The following is a 13,828-nucleotide window of genomic DNA, read 5'->3' as shown; positions in this document are numbered from 1 at the left end:
CTCGCCGCAACCGTCGGGGACCAGGCCAGCCGAACGTGCGGATGAGAGGATGCTAATGCGCGGCGGCGCACGCTGTTTATGGCATGATCGGACAGCGAATTGTGCTTTTCGGACATAAATGCCCGTTCAACTGCCAAGGAACGCGACACGATATGCAGGACATTTCCCACTGGCCGCCCCGCCGCAGTGCCATCAGCGTGCAGTTGCTCACCCAGTTCGGCCTCGACCACGGCCTGTCGGTGGAACGTTGCCTGGCCGGCACCGGCCTGGACTGGAACGCCCTGGCCGACCCCGGCGCCGAGGTCAACGCCGCCCAGGAACTGGCCCTGGTGCGCAACATCGTCCAGGCCCTCGGGCACCTCCCCGGCATCGGCCTCAAGGCCGGCCGCCGCTACCACCTCAGCACCTATGGCATCTGGGGGTTCGCCCTGCTCAGCAGCCCCACCTACCGCAGCGCCGCCGAACTGGGCCTGCGCTACCTCGACCTGACCTACGCCTTCCACACCATGCGCCTGGAAGAGCACGACGACGAAGCGCACCTGGTGCTGGAGGGGCGCGGCCTGCCCGAGGACCTGCGCGGCTTCCTGCTGGAGCGCGACATCGCCGGGGCCCTCAGCGTGCAGCGCGACCTGAACAATGCCGACCTGCCGCTGCAGCGCGTGAGCCTCGCCCTGCCCGCCCCGGCCGACGCCACGCCCTACCGCGAGCTGCTGGGGGTGATGCCGGGCTTCGACGCCCCGGAGAACCGCATCGTCTTCGCCCGCGCCCTGCTCGACCTGCCGCTGCCCGGCGCCAACCCGCAGGTGGCGCAGCAGTGCGAGGCCCAGTGCAAGGCGCTGCTGGCGCGCCGCCGGGTGCGCGCGGGGCTCGCCGGGCGCATCCGCGATCGCCTGCTGTCCCAGCCGGGGCTGCTGCCGGACATGGAGCGCATCGCCACCGAGCTGCACATGACCTCGCGCACCCTGCGCCGCCGCCTGGACGCCGAGGGCACCTCCTTCCGCCAGTTGCAGGAGGAAGTGCGCAACGCCCTGGCCGAGGAACTGCTGGCCACCGATGGCATCCGACTGGAAGAGATCGCCGAACGCCTCGGTTATGGCGAACTGTCCAACTTCATCCATGCTTTCAAACGCTGGAAGGGCATCACGCCCGGCCAGTACCGCAGCCAACTCCAGACCCGGAACGCCCTGTCATGAGACCCGCCCTCGCCCTGCCCCTGCTGCTCGTTGCCGGCCCGCTGCCGGCGGCCACCCTGGACACCCCCGGCTACCGCGTCGAGATCATCGAGCAGTGCGACGAAGGCACCGTCGGCTGCGACAACGTGCTCTACCGGGGCACCAGCAAGAAGAGCGGCAACACCCTCGAACTCAAGGGTCGCCAGCTCATGCGACTGTGTGCCGACGGCATCACCCCCTGCCATTCCCTGGGCTACGAGTTCAACAACGGCGATACCCACTACTTCGTCGGCGAGGACGGCCGCCTGAGCGTGACCCGGGGCGACCGCACGCTGGTGGACCAGCGGGGCGAGTGGCGCTGATGCTCGCCCAGGAGGACTACCCGGTGGTTCCGGCCGAGCCCCGTCACCTGGCGGTGCTGGCCGAGATCGAGCGCGCCGCCGCCAGCCTGTTCCCGGAGGGTGCCATTCCCGCACTCTTGCGCGAGGCGACCGTGCCCCAGGCGCTGCTGGCCCAGGGGCAGGCCGAAGGCCGCCTGTGGGTGGCACAGGACAGCGGCGGCATGGCCGTGGGCTTCGCCCTGGTGGAGGTGCTCGGCGGCATCGCCTTGCTGGCGGAACTGGACGTGCTGCCGGCCCTGGGGCGTCGCGGCATCGGCCGTCGCCTGATCGCCGCCGCCCGCGACTGGGCCGAGGCACGCGGCCACGATGCGCTGTACCTGACCACCTTCGCCGACATTCCCTGGAACGCCCCCTACTACGCCCGGCTCGGCTTCCGCCCGCTGGAGGAAGCCGAGCTGCACGACGAGCTGATCCGCCGCCTCAAGGAGGAAAAGGCCTTCGGCCTGGCCGACCGGGTGGCCATGCAACTGCGCCTCGGCCCGGTGATCCCCGCACCCGTCCCGTAGGATGGCGTAGAGCGCAGCGAACCCCATCGATCCCGAGCCCGAACCCACGCCAGCGCCACCGACCACCACAGCATGGGTTTCGCCAAGCTCTACCCATCCTACGCGCGCCCTATACGTCCCCTAACATCGTCCGCGAGCCGCCCTGCGGTCGTTGCTTTCCCGTCCAACCGGGGCTTGGCTGATACCAGGAGCCGCAACATTTTGTGACACCGGCAGTCAATCCAAGGACAGGCCCGGCCCGTCTCCCGCTCGGGGCGCGGGCCGCAACTCCTTCCAGAACGAGTGCCCAGCCCCATGAGCAGTACGACCGAACACCTCGACAGCCCCCATCCGCACTACAGCTTCGAAGAACGTCGCAAACGCGTGTTCGCGATAGTCGGCGCCTCCTCCGGCAACCTGGTGGAGTGGTTCGACTTCTACGTCTACGCCTTCTGCTCCATCTACTTCGCCCCGGCCTTCTTCCCCTCCGACGACCCGACGGTGCAGTTGCTCAATACCGCGGGCGTGTTCGCCGCCGGCTTCCTCATGCGCCCCATCGGCGGCTGGCTGTTCGGCCGCATCGCCGACAGGTACGGGCGCAAGCGCTCGATGATGATCTCGGTGCTGATGATGTGCGCCGGCTCCCTGGCCATCGCCTGCATGCCCACCTATGCCGCCATCGGCGCCCTGGCGCCGGCGCTGCTGCTGGTGGCTCGGCTGTTCCAGGGGCTGTCGGTGGGTGGTGAATACGGCACCACGGCCACCTACATGAGCGAGGTGGCGCTCAGGGGCCAGCGCGGCTTCTTCGCGTCCTTCCAGTACGTGACCCTGATCGGCGGACAGCTGCTGGCGGTTCTGGTGGTGGTGATCCTGCAGCAGGTGCTGAGCGAGGACGAACTGCGGGCCTGGGGCTGGCGCATCCCCTTCGTGATCGGCGCGGCGACGGCGGTGATCGCCTTCTACCTGCGCCGCTCGCTGAACGAGACCGCCCGCCAGGACCAGCTGCACAGCGAGGAATCCGGCAGCCTGGGCCACCTGTTCCGCCACCACAAGCGCGCCTTCGTCACGGTGCTCGGCTACACCGCCGGCGGCTCGCTGATCTTCTACACCTTCACCACCTACATGCAGAAATACCTGGTCAACAGCGCCGGCATGACCACCAAGACCGCCAGCGCCGTGATGACCTGCGCGCTGTTCGTCTACATGCTCATGCAGCCGCTGTTCGGCGCCCTCTCCGACCGCATCGGCCGGCGCACATCGATGCTCTGGTTCGGCGCCCTGGGCGCGCTGTGCACCTGGCCGATCCTCACCGCGCTCAAGGGCGTGCAGAGCCCATACATCGCCTTCGCGCTGATCATCGTGGCGCTGGCCATCGTCAGCCTGTACACCTCCATCAGCGGCCTGGTGAAGGCCGAGATGTTCCCGCCGGAAGTCCGCGCCCTCGGCGTCGGCCTGGCCTATGCGGTGGCCAACGCCGTCTTCGGCGGCTCGGCGGAATACGCGGCACTGGGGCTGAAGTCCATCGGCATGGAGGAAAGCTTCTACTGGTACGTCTCGGCCATGATGGTGGTGGCCTTCCTCTTCAGCCTGCGGCTGCCGAAACAGGCGAGCTACCTGCATCACGATCTGTAGGGGCGACTGGGATTGCCCTGCTGTCGTGGCTGAACGCAGGGCTGCCTTCCACGATCAGGGCAACGCCGTTGCCCGTGGGCGAATGAATTCGCCCCTACTGTGCCGCAACGGTGTCCTTCGCGAGCCATTTCGCGGTGAAACCGCTCCTGCACCGGCCATCGGGCGGGCACGAAAAAGGCCCCTTGCGGGGCCTCCTGGTGTCGCGCGACTCAGTCGTTGCTTGGTTTGCCGATGGCCTGCAGCACGTACTGCGGCAGGGCGAAGGCGCCGAGGTGGATCTCGGGGTTGTAGTAGCGGGTGACGATGCCGCTGCCGGCGAAGCGCTGGCGCAGGGTTTCCAGCGAGACCTTGCGCGACTCCGGGTGGGTGGCGCCCCAGGCGAAGGTCATGGAGCCGCCAATGTAGGTGGGTACGGCCGCCTGGTAGAAGTGCCAGTCGGCGAACAGGCCGTTCATGCGCCCGGCTGTGGTCTGCACCTCGCCCAGCTGCATGAAGGGCGTGCCGTTCTGGGTGACCAGGATGCCGCCTTCGTTCAGGCAGCGGCGGCAGGCCTGGTAGAAGTTCTCGGAAAACAGCACCTCGCCCGGGCCGATCGGGTCGGTGGAGTCGGAGATGATCACGTCGAACTTCTCCTCGGTGCTGGCGACGAAGCGCATGCCGTCGTCGATCACCAGGTTCAGTCGCGGGTCGTCATAGGCGCCCCTGGAGTGGTTGGGCAGGAACTCCTTGCACATCTCCACCACCGTGCCGTCGATCTCGACCATGGTGATGCTCTCGACGCCCTTGTGCTTGCGCACCTCGCGCAGCATGCCGCCGTCGCCACCGCCGATGATCAGCACGCGACGCGCGGCGCCGTGGGCGAGGATGGGCACGTGGGTGAGCATCTCGTGGTAGATGAACTCGTCCGCCTCGGTGGTCTGGATCACGCCGTCCAGGGCCATGACGCGGCCCATGCGCGGGTTCTCGAATATCACCAGGTGCTGGTGCTCGGTGCGCACTTCGTGGAGCAGCTTGTCCATGCGAAAACGCTGGCCGTAGCCTTCGTAGAGAGTTTCCTGGTAGTCGCTCATGAGGGGTCTCCCGTGATGGCTGCAGGTGGGTGGGCGGCTGGCCCGGGCCCGTCCGAAGAAAAGGCGCGCATTCTACGATGGCCCGGGTTTCAGGTCGAACCTCGAAGGTGGGGAATTCGATGATCAGTTTCCGAGAGACAGCCGCCACGACCGCCGGTATCGTCGCCCGATGAACGAATCCACCCCCCTACCGCCCGGCCTGCACCTTCCCTACATCGAACCCTGGAGCTGGGAGCAGTTCCTGCGCCACTTCGCCCTGCGCCGCCTGCCCGGCGTCGAGCGCATCGACGCCGCCAGCTACTGCCGCAGCTTCCGCCTCGGCGAGCTGCATGGCTGGTTCCGCGTGCGCCCCGGTGCCGGGCACCTCGCCCTGGAGCTGAGCCCCTCGTGCCTCGGCCGCGAAGCGGAGCTGGTGGCGCGGGTGCGACAGATGTTCGACCTCGACAGCGACCCCCTGGCCATCGCCCGGCACCTCTGCGGCGACCCGCAGCTGCAACCCCTGCTGGAACGCTACCCCGGCCTGCGCCTGCCGGTGGCCTTCGACCCCTTCGAGCAGGGCGTGCGCACCATCATCGGCCAGCAGGTGACGGTGAAGGCCGCGGTGACCATCGCCGGGCGCCTGGTGGAGCGCCTTGGCGAGCCCCTGGCGGATTCCCCCGACGACGGCCCGCTGCGCCTGTTCCCCACCGCCAGCGCCATCGCCGACGACGCGCTGCCCGGCATCGGCATGCCCGGCAAGCGGGTGGAGACGCTGCGCCGCTTCGCCGACGCGGTGGCTTCCGGTGCCCTGGAACTCTCGGTGGCCGAGGGCGTCGAAGCGCTCATCGCGCGGCTCTGCGCCCTGCCCGGCATCGGCCCCTGGACCGCCGAATACATCGCCCTGCGTGCCTTCGGCCAGCCGGATGCCTTCCCCACCGCCGACCTGGGCCTGCTCAAGTCGCCGTTCTGGGGCGATGCCGGCATCAGCGCCAAGGCCCTGGCCAGCCGCGCCGAACACTGGCGGCCCTGGCGCGCCTACGCCGCCGTGTACCTCTGGCACAGCTACGCATCGGAGAATTGATCCATGTACTTCCGCTATCAGGACAGCCCCATAGGCCCGCTGCTGCTGGCCGGCGACGAGGCCGGGCTGCGCCTGCTGCACATGGAGACCGAGCGGCCGACAGAGCTGGACCCGCTCTGGCACCCGGCCACCCGCCAGCTCGATGCGGCCTGCCGCCAGCTGGACGAGTACTTCGCCGGCAAGCGCAAGCGCTTCGACCTGCAGCTGGCGCCCCAGGGCACCGAGTTCCAGCGGGCCGCCTGGCAGGCGCTGCTGGATATCCCCTACGGCCAGACCATCAGCTACGCCACCCAGGCGATGCGCATCGGCAGGCCCAAGGCGGTGCGCGCCATCGGCCTGGCCAACGGTGCCAACCCCATCGCGGTGATCATCCCCTGCCACCGGGTCATCGGCCGTGACGGCAGCCTGACCGGGTTCGGCGGAGGGCTGGAGCGCAAGGCCATCCTCTTGCGCCTGGAAGGCGCGGCAATGCAGCCGGTGCAGGATCAGCTGCAGCTCATCTGACCCCCTTCACCCTGGCGCCGGGCCTAGCGCGGCGCGGGCACCCGTGCCAGCACCCGCGCCGGCTCGGTGATGGGCAGCGCGACGATCAGGGCTTCATCCGGTGCCGCCGGGACTCCGGTCAGGGCCGTCATGTTCACCCCGTGGGTCACCAGCACCAGCGGCAGGCCGCGTGGCAGCGCGTTGATGGCCTGGCGCATGCGCTGCATGACGGCGGTATCCCCCTCGAAATAGTCCAGCTCGGGCATCGGCTGCGAGGCGCCCATGCCCATTTCCAGGGCGGTGTCCTGGGTGCGGCACCAGCGCCCGGTGAAGATGCGCGGCCCCTCGATCCAGTGGCTGCGCAACAACTGGCCCCACTGCTGCGCCTGGTAGCGCCCGCCGGCATCGAGGTTGCGCTGGGTGGTGCAGTCGCCGAGGCGGAAGGTGTCGGGGTCGCCCGCTCCCGGCGCGGTGGCGTGGTGCATGAGGAACACCGCCTGGCCACCGCGCAGCGCGGCCCAGGCGGCATCCTCGTAGGCGTGGGCCGGCAGCGCCAGGCAGGCCCAGAGCAGCAGCCAGGCGCCACGGCGGCGGTTCATATCCTCACGTCGCCCCGCGGCCCGGCGATGGCCCAGATGATCAGGCCGATCACCGGCAGCAGCACGATCAGCAGGATCCACAGCACCTTCATGCCGATCTCGGCGTTGCTCTTGATGACGTTGAGGATGGCCCAGATGTCGAGGGCGAGAATGATCAGCCCGGCCAGGCTGTTGAGGATCGAACCCATGGCGATGCTCCTTATTGCGGGGGGTGTGGGTGCAGGATAGGTGAGCCTGGATCAACGGTGCTGGCGACGCGGCCCCATCCAGGCCCAGTTGAACAGTCCGAGCAGCGGGAACAGCAGCAACAGGGCAGTCCAGAGGACCTTCTGCTCGCGCCGCGCGCCGCTGCCCAGGATATTGAACAGCGCCCAGGCGGTGAGCAGCAGGTACAGCGTGCCCAGGACGGCGTAGAGGGGCATAGCGTGTTGGCTCATCGTGGGCTCCGGCAGGGTGGCTCTCAAGTGTTAGGACACGGGCGCCGGCCAGGGTTCCCGTCGCCGATCACGCGAGGCACGGCGGATGGCCTACAATTCGCGCCTTTCCCATGAATGCAGGACGCACGCGTGCTCAAGGCCTTGCGCTTTCATCTCAATCAGCTCGCCTGGCTGGCCCTGGTCACCCTGGTGCTTGGCCAGTTCGGCCGCCTGCACTGGGGCCTGGAGCTGCTCAGCCACTTCGTGCCGATCCAGGCCGTGGTGATGCTGCTCGGCGCCGCCGTGCAGCCGCGCAATGCCTCATCGTTGCTGTTCGCGCTCTGTGGGCTGGGCGCCCTGGGATGGGCATTGACCCCCTTGCCCGCCGAGCCCCTGGCGACGGAGGCCCCCGCGCGGCGCTTCCTGGCCTTCAACCTGAAACTGGACAACGCCGACGCCGGGGCCGATGCCCGCTGGCTGGCAAAACAGCGCGCAGACCTGGTCTTCGTCACCGAGGCCACGCCCGCCTGGTCGCAACAGCTGGCCACCCTGCGCCCGTTCGAGGCCTGCGCCCGCTACACCGACTCGCCCTTCGGCCTGGCGCTGTTCTCGCGCCTGCCACTGAAAAGCTGCCAGGTGCTGGAACTCGCCGGCGCCGCCAGCGGCTACCCCTACCTGCGCGCGGAGCTGGAGGACGGCACGGTGCTCTATGGCGTGCACCCGCCGCCGCCGCTGGGCACGCAACTGGCGCTGGCGCGCGACGAGTCGCTGCGGCAACTGGCCGAGCGCGTGGCCTCCGAGGGGCCGGAAGTGGTCGTGCTGGGGGACTTCAACAGCACGGCCTATTCACCGCGCCTGCAGGATTTCCTCGCCACCGCCGGGCTGCGCCTGACCAGCCCGCGCATCCGCCCCACCTGGTGGCCGGGCATGCTCGGGCTGGACCACATCCTGGTGCGCGGCGAGCGGCCGGTGCGCGCGGTGGGCACCCTGCCCTGGCGCGGCTCGGATCACCGCGCGGTGTGGCTGGACCAGTGAGGCCCGGTACGGCTCAGGCGCGCGCCGGGTCGATCACGGCGAAGCTGGCCACGGTGGGATGGCCGGCGAGCTCACCGCCTTCGCGGGCCAGGCCGATGGTGGGCATGCCGGCCTGCTGCGCGGCGTCCAGCTCCTGCACCACATCGGAGAGGAAGAGGATGTCCTCGGCCGGGCGCCCAATGGCCTCGGCGATGCGCGCATAGGAGGCCGCCTCGCGCTTGGGACCGGAGGTGGTGTCGAAGTAGCCGGAGAACAGCGGCGTCAGGTCGCCCGCCTCGGAGCAGCCGAAGATCAGCTTCTGCGCCTGGATCGAGCCGGAGGAATAGACATAGAGGTCGTAGCCGTCCTGCTTCCAGCGCTTCAGCGCATCCACCGCGTCCGGATAGACGTGGCCCTTGAGCTGGCCGGCGGCATAGCCCTGCTCCCAGACCATGCCCTGCAGCGCCTTCAGCGGCGTGGCCTTGCGGTCTTCGGCGATCCAGCCGAGGAGGATCTCCACCACCCGTCGCACATCGGCATCGGCCTCGCCGCTCTCCACACGCACAGCCTGCAGCTGCTCGGCGACATCCGCCCGCTCGGCGTGGGTCAGCACGAACTCCGGCAGGTGGCGGGCGGCATAGGGGAAGAGCACGTCGAAGACGAAGCTGACGGCACTGGTGGTGCCTTCGATATCGGTGAGGATGGCTTTGATGGGCATGCAGGCTCCGGTGTCGCGTTATTCAATGAGCCCCGAGCGGGGACAGCGGGCAAGTGAGGCACGAGCACAGGGTGGACGCAGGGTGGGCGTAGGGTGGGCTTCAGCCCACCGCTTTCCCCAAACCTGCCACCTCAATCCTCCAACCGCGGGAAGCGGCTGGCGATGTCCTCGCCGGTGAACTGCGCCACCCAGCCCTCGGGGTTGTTGAACAGGCGGATGGCGACGAAATGCGGTTCCTCGCCCATGTCGAACCAGTGGCGGGTGCCGGCGGGCACCGAGATCAGGTCGTTCTTCTCGCACAAGACGGCGTAGACATAGTCGTCGATGTGCAGGGTGAACAGGCCGCGCCCGGCGACGAAGAAGCGCACTTCGTCCTCGGCGTGGCGGTGCTCGTCGAGGAACTTGGCACGCAGCTCTGCCTTCTGCGGGTGGTCGCGGTCGAGGCTGACCACGTCCACCGTCACGTAGCCGCGCTCCTGCATCAGGGCGTCGATCTGCGGGCGGTAGGCGGCGATCACCTCCTCCTGGGACGCGCCGGCGGTGATCGGCGCACTGGCCTGCCAACGCTCGAAGCGCACGCCGACATCGGCGAGGGTGCTGGCGATGTCATCGACATGGGTCAGCATCTTGTTCGGAACGTCGGGGCTGGACTCGTGGTAGACGGTAAGGCTGCTCATCGGGGCTGCTCCTGGCGCCGCGCTCCCGCTCTGGGGCAGGTCGGGCGGACGCTCGATCGGTCATGCACCTTCGGCGGAAGGAAGCGTCAGGGTTTATGGAGGGCGCGAACCTTCAGCTCGCACTCGAACAGGAATTCGAAGGCTTCGACCTGGCGCAGCGCGTCGCTCATGCGTGGGCCCCAGGTGTAGAGGCCGTGGCCACGGATCAGGTAGCCGACGCAGTCGGGATGCGCGTCCAGCCAGGGCTGCACCTTCGCGGCCAGGCGGGCGATGTCCTGGTCGTTGTCGAAGATCGGCACCAGCACCTGCGACTCGTGGGTGGAGACGCCGCTGAAGGCCTTCTGCAACTCGTAGTCGGCGAACACCAGCGAGTCGGCCAGGGTCAGGCGCGAGAGCACCGTGGCATTGACCGAATGGGTGTGCAGCACGGCGCCGATCCCCGGCTGCCAGCGGTACAGCTGGGTGTGCAGCAGGGTCTCGGCGGAGGGCTTCTTGCCGGGCTCCTGGCTGATGCCGTCGAGGTCGGTGGCCAGGACGTCGTCCTCGCCGAGCTGGCCCTTGTGCTTGCCGGAGACGGTCAGCAGTGCCTGGTCGGCCGACAGCCGCGCCGAGTAGTTGCTGCTGGTCGCCGGGGACCAGCCGCGACCATAGAGGAAGCGGCCGGCCTCGATGATTTCACGGGTGAGTGTTTCGCGGTTCATGCCCGCTCCTCTTTCAATTGAGTGGCAATGATAACGGCAGCAGCCATGGCGGCCAGGCTGGCGATGACGAAGGTCCAGGAGGCACCCAGGCTGTTCCAGCTGTAACCCGAGTACAGGGCCCCGAGCGCGCCGCCGGTGCCGGCGAGTGCTGCGTAGAGCGCCTGGCCCTGGCCTTGCTGCTGCGGGCCGAACTGGCGTTGCACGAAATGGATGGCCGCCGCATGGAAGCTGCCGAAGGTCGCCGCATGGAGCACTTGGGCGAACAGCAGCACCGCGAGGTTGTCGGCAAGATGCCCCAGCAGCAGCCAGCGCAACGCCGCGAGCAGGAAGCTCGCGGCCAGCACCTGGCGAACCGGGAAGCGCGAGAGGATGCGCGCCATCGCCAGGAACATCAAGACCTCCGCCACCACGCCCAGCGCCCACAGCTGGCCGATGAAGCCGCGCGGGTAGCCGAGGCTTTCGAGGTAGATGGTCTGGAAGGTGTAGTACGGGCCGTGGGACAGCTGCATCAACCCCACGCACAGGTAGAACGCCAGCACGCCGGGTTGCCGCAGCTGGTCGAGGAAACCGCCGCGGGCGCCTCCCTCCCGGGCCACCGGCGTGGCATTGGGCACCCACCAGCTGCTGAGCACGATGCCGGCCATGATGACCACCAGCGCCACCGGGTAGACGTCCAGGCTGAACACCTCGAACGCCTTGCCCAGGCCGACCACGGTGAGAATGAAGCCGATGGAGCCCCACAGGCGGATCTGGCTGTAGCGCGCGGCCTGCTCCCTGAGATGGGCCAGGGTGATCACTTCGAACTGCGGCAGTACCGCATGCCAGAAGAAAGCGTGCAGGGCCATGATCATCGCCAGCCAGGCGTAGCTCTTGTCGACGAAGATCAGCGCGAAGGTGCACAGGGTGCAGAACGCGCCCAGCCGGACGATGGCCAGGCGCCGGCCGCTGCGGTCGCCCAGCCAGCCCCAGAGGTTGGGCGCCACGCAGCGCATCAGCATGGGGATGGCCACCAGCTCGCCGATGCGCGCGGCGGAGAAGCCCAGGTGGGCGAAGTAGAGCCCGAGGAAGGGCGCCGTGGCCCCCAGCAGGGCGAAGTAGAACAGGTAGAAGCCGGACAGCCGCCAATACGGCAGCGCGCCGCCGGTCACAGCTGGCCGAGCACCGGGGTGGTGACGCGCACATCGGCGTTCTGCCCGCGGTGGCGCAGCAGGTGGTCCATCAGCACGATGGCCATCATGGCTTCGGCGATGGGCGTGGCGCGGATACCGACGCAGGGGTCGTGGCGGCCCTTGGTGATCACGTCCACCGGGTTGCCGTCGACGTCGATGGATCGGCCCGGCGTGGTGATGCTGGAAGTGGGCTTGAGCGCCAGGTGGGCAACGATCGGCTGGCCCGAGGAAATGCCGCCGAGGATGCCGCCGGCGTTGTTGCTGAGGAAGCCTTCCGGGGTCAGCTCGTCGCGATGCTCGGTGCCGCGCTGGGCGACGCACGCGAAGCCGGCGCCGATCTCCACGCCCTTCACCGCGTTGATGCTCATCAGCGCGTGGGCGAGCTCCGCGTCCAGGCGGTCGAAGATCGGCTCGCCCAGGCCCGGCGGCACGCCTTCGGCGATGACGGTGATCTTGGCGCCGACGGAATCCTGGTCACGGCGCAGCTGGTCCATGTAGGCCTCCAGCTCCGGCACCTTGTCCGGGTCGGGGCTGAAGAAGGCGTTCTGCTCCACCGAGTCCCAGGTCTTGAAGGGGATCTCGATCGGGCCGAGCTGGCTCATGTAGCCGCGGATGCGGATGCCCTGCCCGGCCAGCCACTTCTTGGCGATGGCGCCGGCGGCGACGCGCATGGCGGTCTCACGCGCCGAGGAACGGCCTCCGCCGCGGTAGTCGCGGACGCCGTACTTGTGGTGGTAGGTGTAGTCGGCGTGAGCCGGGCGGAACAGGTCCTTGATCGCCGAGTAGTCCTTGGACTTCTGGTCGGTGTTGCGGATCAGCAGGCCGATGGAGCAGCCGGTGGTGCGGCCTTCGAAGACGCCGGAGAGGATTTCCACCTCGTCGGCCTCCTGGCGCTGGGTGGTGTGACGGCTGGTGCCCGGCTTGCGGCGGTCGAGGTCACGCTGCAGGTCCTCCAGGGAAAGCTCCAGCCCGGGCGGGCAGCCGTCGACGATGGCGACCAGCGCCGGGCCGTGGCTTTCGCCAGCCGTGGTGACGGTGAACAGCTTGCCGTAGGTGTTGCCGGACATGCACAGTGCTCCGCTGAAATTGGCCTCGAAGAAAGGCCGAGGAGTATACCTGCGGCGCCCGGCCAGTTCACCCACGAACCTTGCGTCGGCGCCGGCGTCAAACCCACGTCGCCGTACCCGGAACCCTTCATGCCACGCCTCATCCCCCTGCTCGCCCTGCTCCTGCTCTCCTTCACCGGCACAGCCCTGGCCAGCCCCTGGACCGTCCTCCAGCGCCCCATCGAGCTGGAGACCGCCAGCGGCACGCTGCATGGCACCCTGCTGCGCCCCGGGACCGACGCCCCGGTGCCGGTGGCACTGCTGCTGTCCGGTTCCGGCCCCACCGACCGCAACGGCAACAACCCCATGGGCGGGCGCAACGACAGCCTGAAGAAGCTCGCCGAGCTGCTGGCGCGCCACGGCATCGCCAGCGTGCGCTACGACAAGCGCGGCATCGCTGCGAGCCAGGCCGCCGGCCCCGACGAGCGGCAACTGAGCGTCGACCTCTACGTGGCCGATGCGGTGGCCTGGGGCCACACGCTCAAGGCCGACCCGCGCTTCTCGCGCCTGGTGCTGATCGGCCACAGCGAAGGCGCCCTGATCGCCAGCCTGGCCGCACCGGATGCCGGTGCCGATGCGCTGGTCTCCATCGCCGGCAGCGCCCGCCCCATCGACCAGGTGCTGCAGGAGCAACTGCAACGGCGCCTGCCGCCCCCACTGCTGGCACGCAGCGACGAAATCCTCGCCAGCCTCAGGGCCGGGCATCAGGTGCCGGGCGTGCCCAAGCCGTTGCTGGTGCTCTACCGCCCCAGCGTGCAGCCCTACCTCATCTCCCTGTTCGCCAAGGACCCGGCCGCCGCCTTCGCTGCCGTGCGGGTACCGGCGCTGATCGTCCAGGGCAGCCACGACAGCCAGGTGGACGTGGCCGATGCCCGTGCCCTGCAGGCGATCCGCCCGGATGCCGAGCTGGCGATCATCCCGGGCATGGACCACGTCCTGCGCATCACCCCGGCGGATGCCCGCGACCCGCTCGCCACCTATAATTCCCCCGGCCTGCCCCTGGCCCGCGAGCTCGGCGAACGCCTGATCGCCTTCATCGAACGCCTGCCCTCCAGCGACGGGAAAAGCGGCCGATAAGGGTCAGGTCAGCGCGCCGCCACTGGGCCGCTGCACTCCGCCACAGGA

Annotated in this window: 17 protein-coding genes; 8 read left to right on the top strand and 9 right to left on the bottom strand. The window is 68.9% G+C overall.

The genetic code is table 11. The features are described from left to right. Positions 1-152: 152 nt before the first annotated feature. The 4 genes from PHLH3_RS11395 (at position 153) to PHLH3_RS11380 (ending at position 3,690) form a co-directional block, all read left to right on the top strand. Positions 153-1,193 (top strand): AraC family transcriptional regulator, encoded by a 1,041-nt coding sequence (locus tag PHLH3_RS11395; protein ID WP_213629274.1) that lies wholly within the window; start codon positions 153-155, stop codon positions 1,191-1,193. Continuing rightward, on the top strand, positions 1,190-1,534 hold the full coding sequence (locus PHLH3_RS11390; protein WP_213629273.1) for a hypothetical protein: 345 nt from the start codon (positions 1,190-1,192) through the stop codon (positions 1,532-1,534). Before PHLH3_RS11395 ends, PHLH3_RS11390 begins: the two co-directional genes overlap by 4 nt. After that, positions 1,534-2,079, top strand: a complete 546-nt coding sequence (locus PHLH3_RS11385; protein WP_213629272.1) for a GNAT family N-acetyltransferase — start codon at positions 1,534-1,536, stop codon at positions 2,077-2,079. Before PHLH3_RS11390 ends, PHLH3_RS11385 begins: the two co-directional genes overlap by 1 nt. 294 nt (positions 2,080-2,373) lie before the next feature. After that, positions 2,374-3,690, top strand: a complete 1,317-nt coding sequence (locus PHLH3_RS11380; RefSeq protein WP_213629271.1) for an MFS family transporter — start codon at positions 2,374-2,376, stop codon at positions 3,688-3,690. 209 nt (positions 3,691-3,899) lie between these two features. On the opposite strand, the gene speE is transcribed toward PHLH3_RS11380, so the two are convergent. After that, positions 3,900-4,760: a polyamine aminopropyltransferase gene (gene speE / locus PHLH3_RS11375; RefSeq protein ID WP_173178367.1), complete on the bottom strand. Its 861-nt coding sequence runs from the start codon at positions 4,758-4,760 to the stop codon at positions 3,900-3,902. A 169-nt stretch (positions 4,761-4,929) separates the two neighbouring features. Between speE and PHLH3_RS11370 the strand changes: the two genes are divergently transcribed. Both PHLH3_RS11370 and PHLH3_RS11365 read left to right on the top strand, forming a co-directional pair. Continuing rightward, positions 4,930-5,820, top strand: a complete 891-nt coding sequence (locus PHLH3_RS11370; protein ID WP_213629270.1) for a DNA-3-methyladenine glycosylase — start codon at positions 4,930-4,932, stop codon at positions 5,818-5,820. Between the two features lie 3 nt (positions 5,821-5,823). Next, on the top strand, positions 5,824-6,324 hold the full coding sequence (locus PHLH3_RS11365; RefSeq protein ID WP_213629269.1) for a methylated-DNA--[protein]-cysteine S-methyltransferase: 501 nt from the start codon (positions 5,824-5,826) through the stop codon (positions 6,322-6,324). 23 nt (positions 6,325-6,347) lie between these two features. Here the strand turns inward: PHLH3_RS11365 and PHLH3_RS11360 are convergent, their stop codons facing one another. From PHLH3_RS11360 to PHLH3_RS11350, 3 genes are read right to left on the bottom strand one after another with little or no spacing between them, the layout of a single operon-like run. Next, positions 6,348-6,902 (bottom strand): histidine phosphatase family protein, encoded by a 555-nt coding sequence (locus PHLH3_RS11360; RefSeq protein ID WP_213629268.1) that lies wholly within the window; start codon positions 6,900-6,902, stop codon positions 6,348-6,350. Next, positions 6,899-7,090, bottom strand: coding sequence for a PLDc N-terminal domain-containing protein (locus tag PHLH3_RS11355; RefSeq protein ID WP_111264079.1), 192 nt, complete (start codon positions 7,088-7,090; stop codon positions 6,899-6,901). Before PHLH3_RS11355 ends, PHLH3_RS11360 begins: the two co-directional genes overlap by 4 nt. Positions 7,091-7,141: 51 nt before the next feature. Beyond that, on the bottom strand, positions 7,142-7,339 hold the full coding sequence (locus PHLH3_RS11350) for a PLDc N-terminal domain-containing protein (RefSeq protein ID WP_244863019.1): 198 nt from the start codon (positions 7,337-7,339) through the stop codon (positions 7,142-7,144). A 129-nt stretch (positions 7,340-7,468) separates the two neighbouring features. On the opposite strand from PHLH3_RS11350, the gene PHLH3_RS11345 reads away from it, so the two are divergent. Then, positions 7,469-8,353: an endonuclease/exonuclease/phosphatase family protein gene (locus PHLH3_RS11345; RefSeq protein WP_213629267.1), complete on the top strand. Its 885-nt coding sequence runs from the start codon at positions 7,469-7,471 to the stop codon at positions 8,351-8,353. A 13-nt stretch (positions 8,354-8,366) separates the two neighbouring features. Here the strand turns inward: PHLH3_RS11345 and mtnC are convergent, their stop codons facing one another. From mtnC to aroC, 5 genes are all read right to left on the bottom strand, one after another. After that, positions 8,367-9,050 carry an acireductone synthase gene (gene mtnC, locus PHLH3_RS11340; protein WP_213629266.1) on the bottom strand — a complete coding sequence of 228 codons (684 nt, stop codon included), beginning with the start codon at positions 9,048-9,050 and terminating at the stop codon, positions 8,367-8,369. Between the two features lie 131 nt (positions 9,051-9,181). After that, positions 9,182-9,727, bottom strand: a complete 546-nt coding sequence (locus PHLH3_RS11335) for an acireductone dioxygenase (protein WP_173178362.1) — start codon at positions 9,725-9,727, stop codon at positions 9,182-9,184. Positions 9,728-9,813: 86 nt separating this feature from the next. Beyond that, complete coding sequence (locus PHLH3_RS11330) at positions 9,814-10,428, bottom strand: methylthioribulose 1-phosphate dehydratase (RefSeq protein ID WP_213629265.1); 615 nt, start codon at positions 10,426-10,428, stop codon at positions 9,814-9,816. Then, positions 10,425-11,576 carry an MFS transporter gene (locus PHLH3_RS11325; protein ID WP_213629264.1) on the bottom strand — a complete coding sequence of 384 codons (1,152 nt, stop codon included), beginning with the start codon at positions 11,574-11,576 and terminating at the stop codon, positions 10,425-10,427. The genes PHLH3_RS11330 and PHLH3_RS11325 overlap by 4 nt, the downstream gene beginning before the upstream one ends. Further along, a complete protein-coding gene (gene aroC, locus PHLH3_RS11320) occupies positions 11,573-12,664 on the bottom strand; it encodes a chorismate synthase (RefSeq protein ID WP_213629263.1) in 1,092 nt (363 codons plus the stop codon). Before aroC ends, PHLH3_RS11325 begins: the two co-directional genes overlap by 4 nt. A 129-nt stretch (positions 12,665-12,793) precedes the next feature. Here aroC and PHLH3_RS11315 point away from each other — a divergent pair, with 129 nt between their 5' ends. Beyond that, the gene (locus PHLH3_RS11315; RefSeq protein WP_213629262.1) at positions 12,794-13,780 is read left to right on the top strand and encodes an alpha/beta fold hydrolase; all 987 of its coding nucleotides are present in this window, start codon (positions 12,794-12,796) and stop codon (positions 13,778-13,780) included. The last annotated feature ends 48 nt before the right edge of the window (positions 13,781-13,828 follow it).

This window comes from Pseudomonas sp. Pc102 (genome assembly GCF_018408275.1).
Classification (GTDB): Bacteria; Pseudomonadota; Gammaproteobacteria; order Pseudomonadales; family Pseudomonadaceae; genus Metapseudomonas; species Metapseudomonas tohonis.
The sequence above is the reverse complement of the archived record's forward strand: the minus strand, read 5'-3'. Positions and strand labels throughout refer to the sequence as shown.

Excerpts from the sequence above, each read along its gene's own strand:
- speE (WP_173178367.1), bottom strand. The coding sequence starts at position 4,760 with ATGAGCGACTACCAGGAAACTCTCTACGAAGGCTACGGCCAGCGTTTT.
- PHLH3_RS11350 (WP_244863019.1), bottom strand. The coding sequence starts at position 7,339 with ATGAGCCAACACGCTATGCCCCTCTACGCCGTCCTGGGCACGCTGTAC.
- PHLH3_RS11385 (WP_213629272.1), top strand. The coding sequence starts at position 1,534 with ATGCTCGCCCAGGAGGACTACCCGGTGGTTCCGGCCGAGCCCCGTCAC.
- PHLH3_RS11395 (WP_213629274.1), top strand. The coding sequence starts at position 153 with ATGCAGGACATTTCCCACTGGCCGCCCCGCCGCAGTGCCATCAGCGTG.
- PHLH3_RS11365 (WP_213629269.1), top strand. The coding sequence starts at position 5,824 with ATGTACTTCCGCTATCAGGACAGCCCCATAGGCCCGCTGCTGCTGGCC.
- PHLH3_RS11355 (WP_111264079.1), bottom strand. The coding sequence starts at position 7,090 with ATGGGTTCGATCCTCAACAGCCTGGCCGGGCTGATCATTCTCGCCCTC.
- PHLH3_RS11330 (WP_213629265.1), bottom strand. The coding sequence starts at position 10,428 with ATGAACCGCGAAACACTCACCCGTGAAATCATCGAGGCCGGCCGCTTC.
- PHLH3_RS11390 (WP_213629273.1), top strand. The coding sequence starts at position 1,190 with ATGAGACCCGCCCTCGCCCTGCCCCTGCTGCTCGTTGCCGGCCCGCTG.
- PHLH3_RS11335 (WP_173178362.1), bottom strand. The coding sequence starts at position 9,727 with ATGAGCAGCCTTACCGTCTACCACGAGTCCAGCCCCGACGTTCCGAAC.
- PHLH3_RS11315 (WP_213629262.1), top strand. The coding sequence starts at position 12,794 with ATGCCACGCCTCATCCCCCTGCTCGCCCTGCTCCTGCTCTCCTTCACC.
- PHLH3_RS11360 (WP_213629268.1), bottom strand. The coding sequence starts at position 6,902 with ATGAACCGCCGCCGTGGCGCCTGGCTGCTGCTCTGGGCCTGCCTGGCG.
- aroC (WP_213629263.1), bottom strand. The coding sequence starts at position 12,664 with ATGTCCGGCAACACCTACGGCAAGCTGTTCACCGTCACCACGGCTGGC.
- mtnC (WP_213629266.1), bottom strand. The coding sequence starts at position 9,050 with ATGCCCATCAAAGCCATCCTCACCGATATCGAAGGCACCACCAGTGCC.
- PHLH3_RS11380 (WP_213629271.1), top strand. The coding sequence starts at position 2,374 with ATGAGCAGTACGACCGAACACCTCGACAGCCCCCATCCGCACTACAGC.
- PHLH3_RS11370 (WP_213629270.1), top strand. The coding sequence starts at position 4,930 with ATGAACGAATCCACCCCCCTACCGCCCGGCCTGCACCTTCCCTACATC.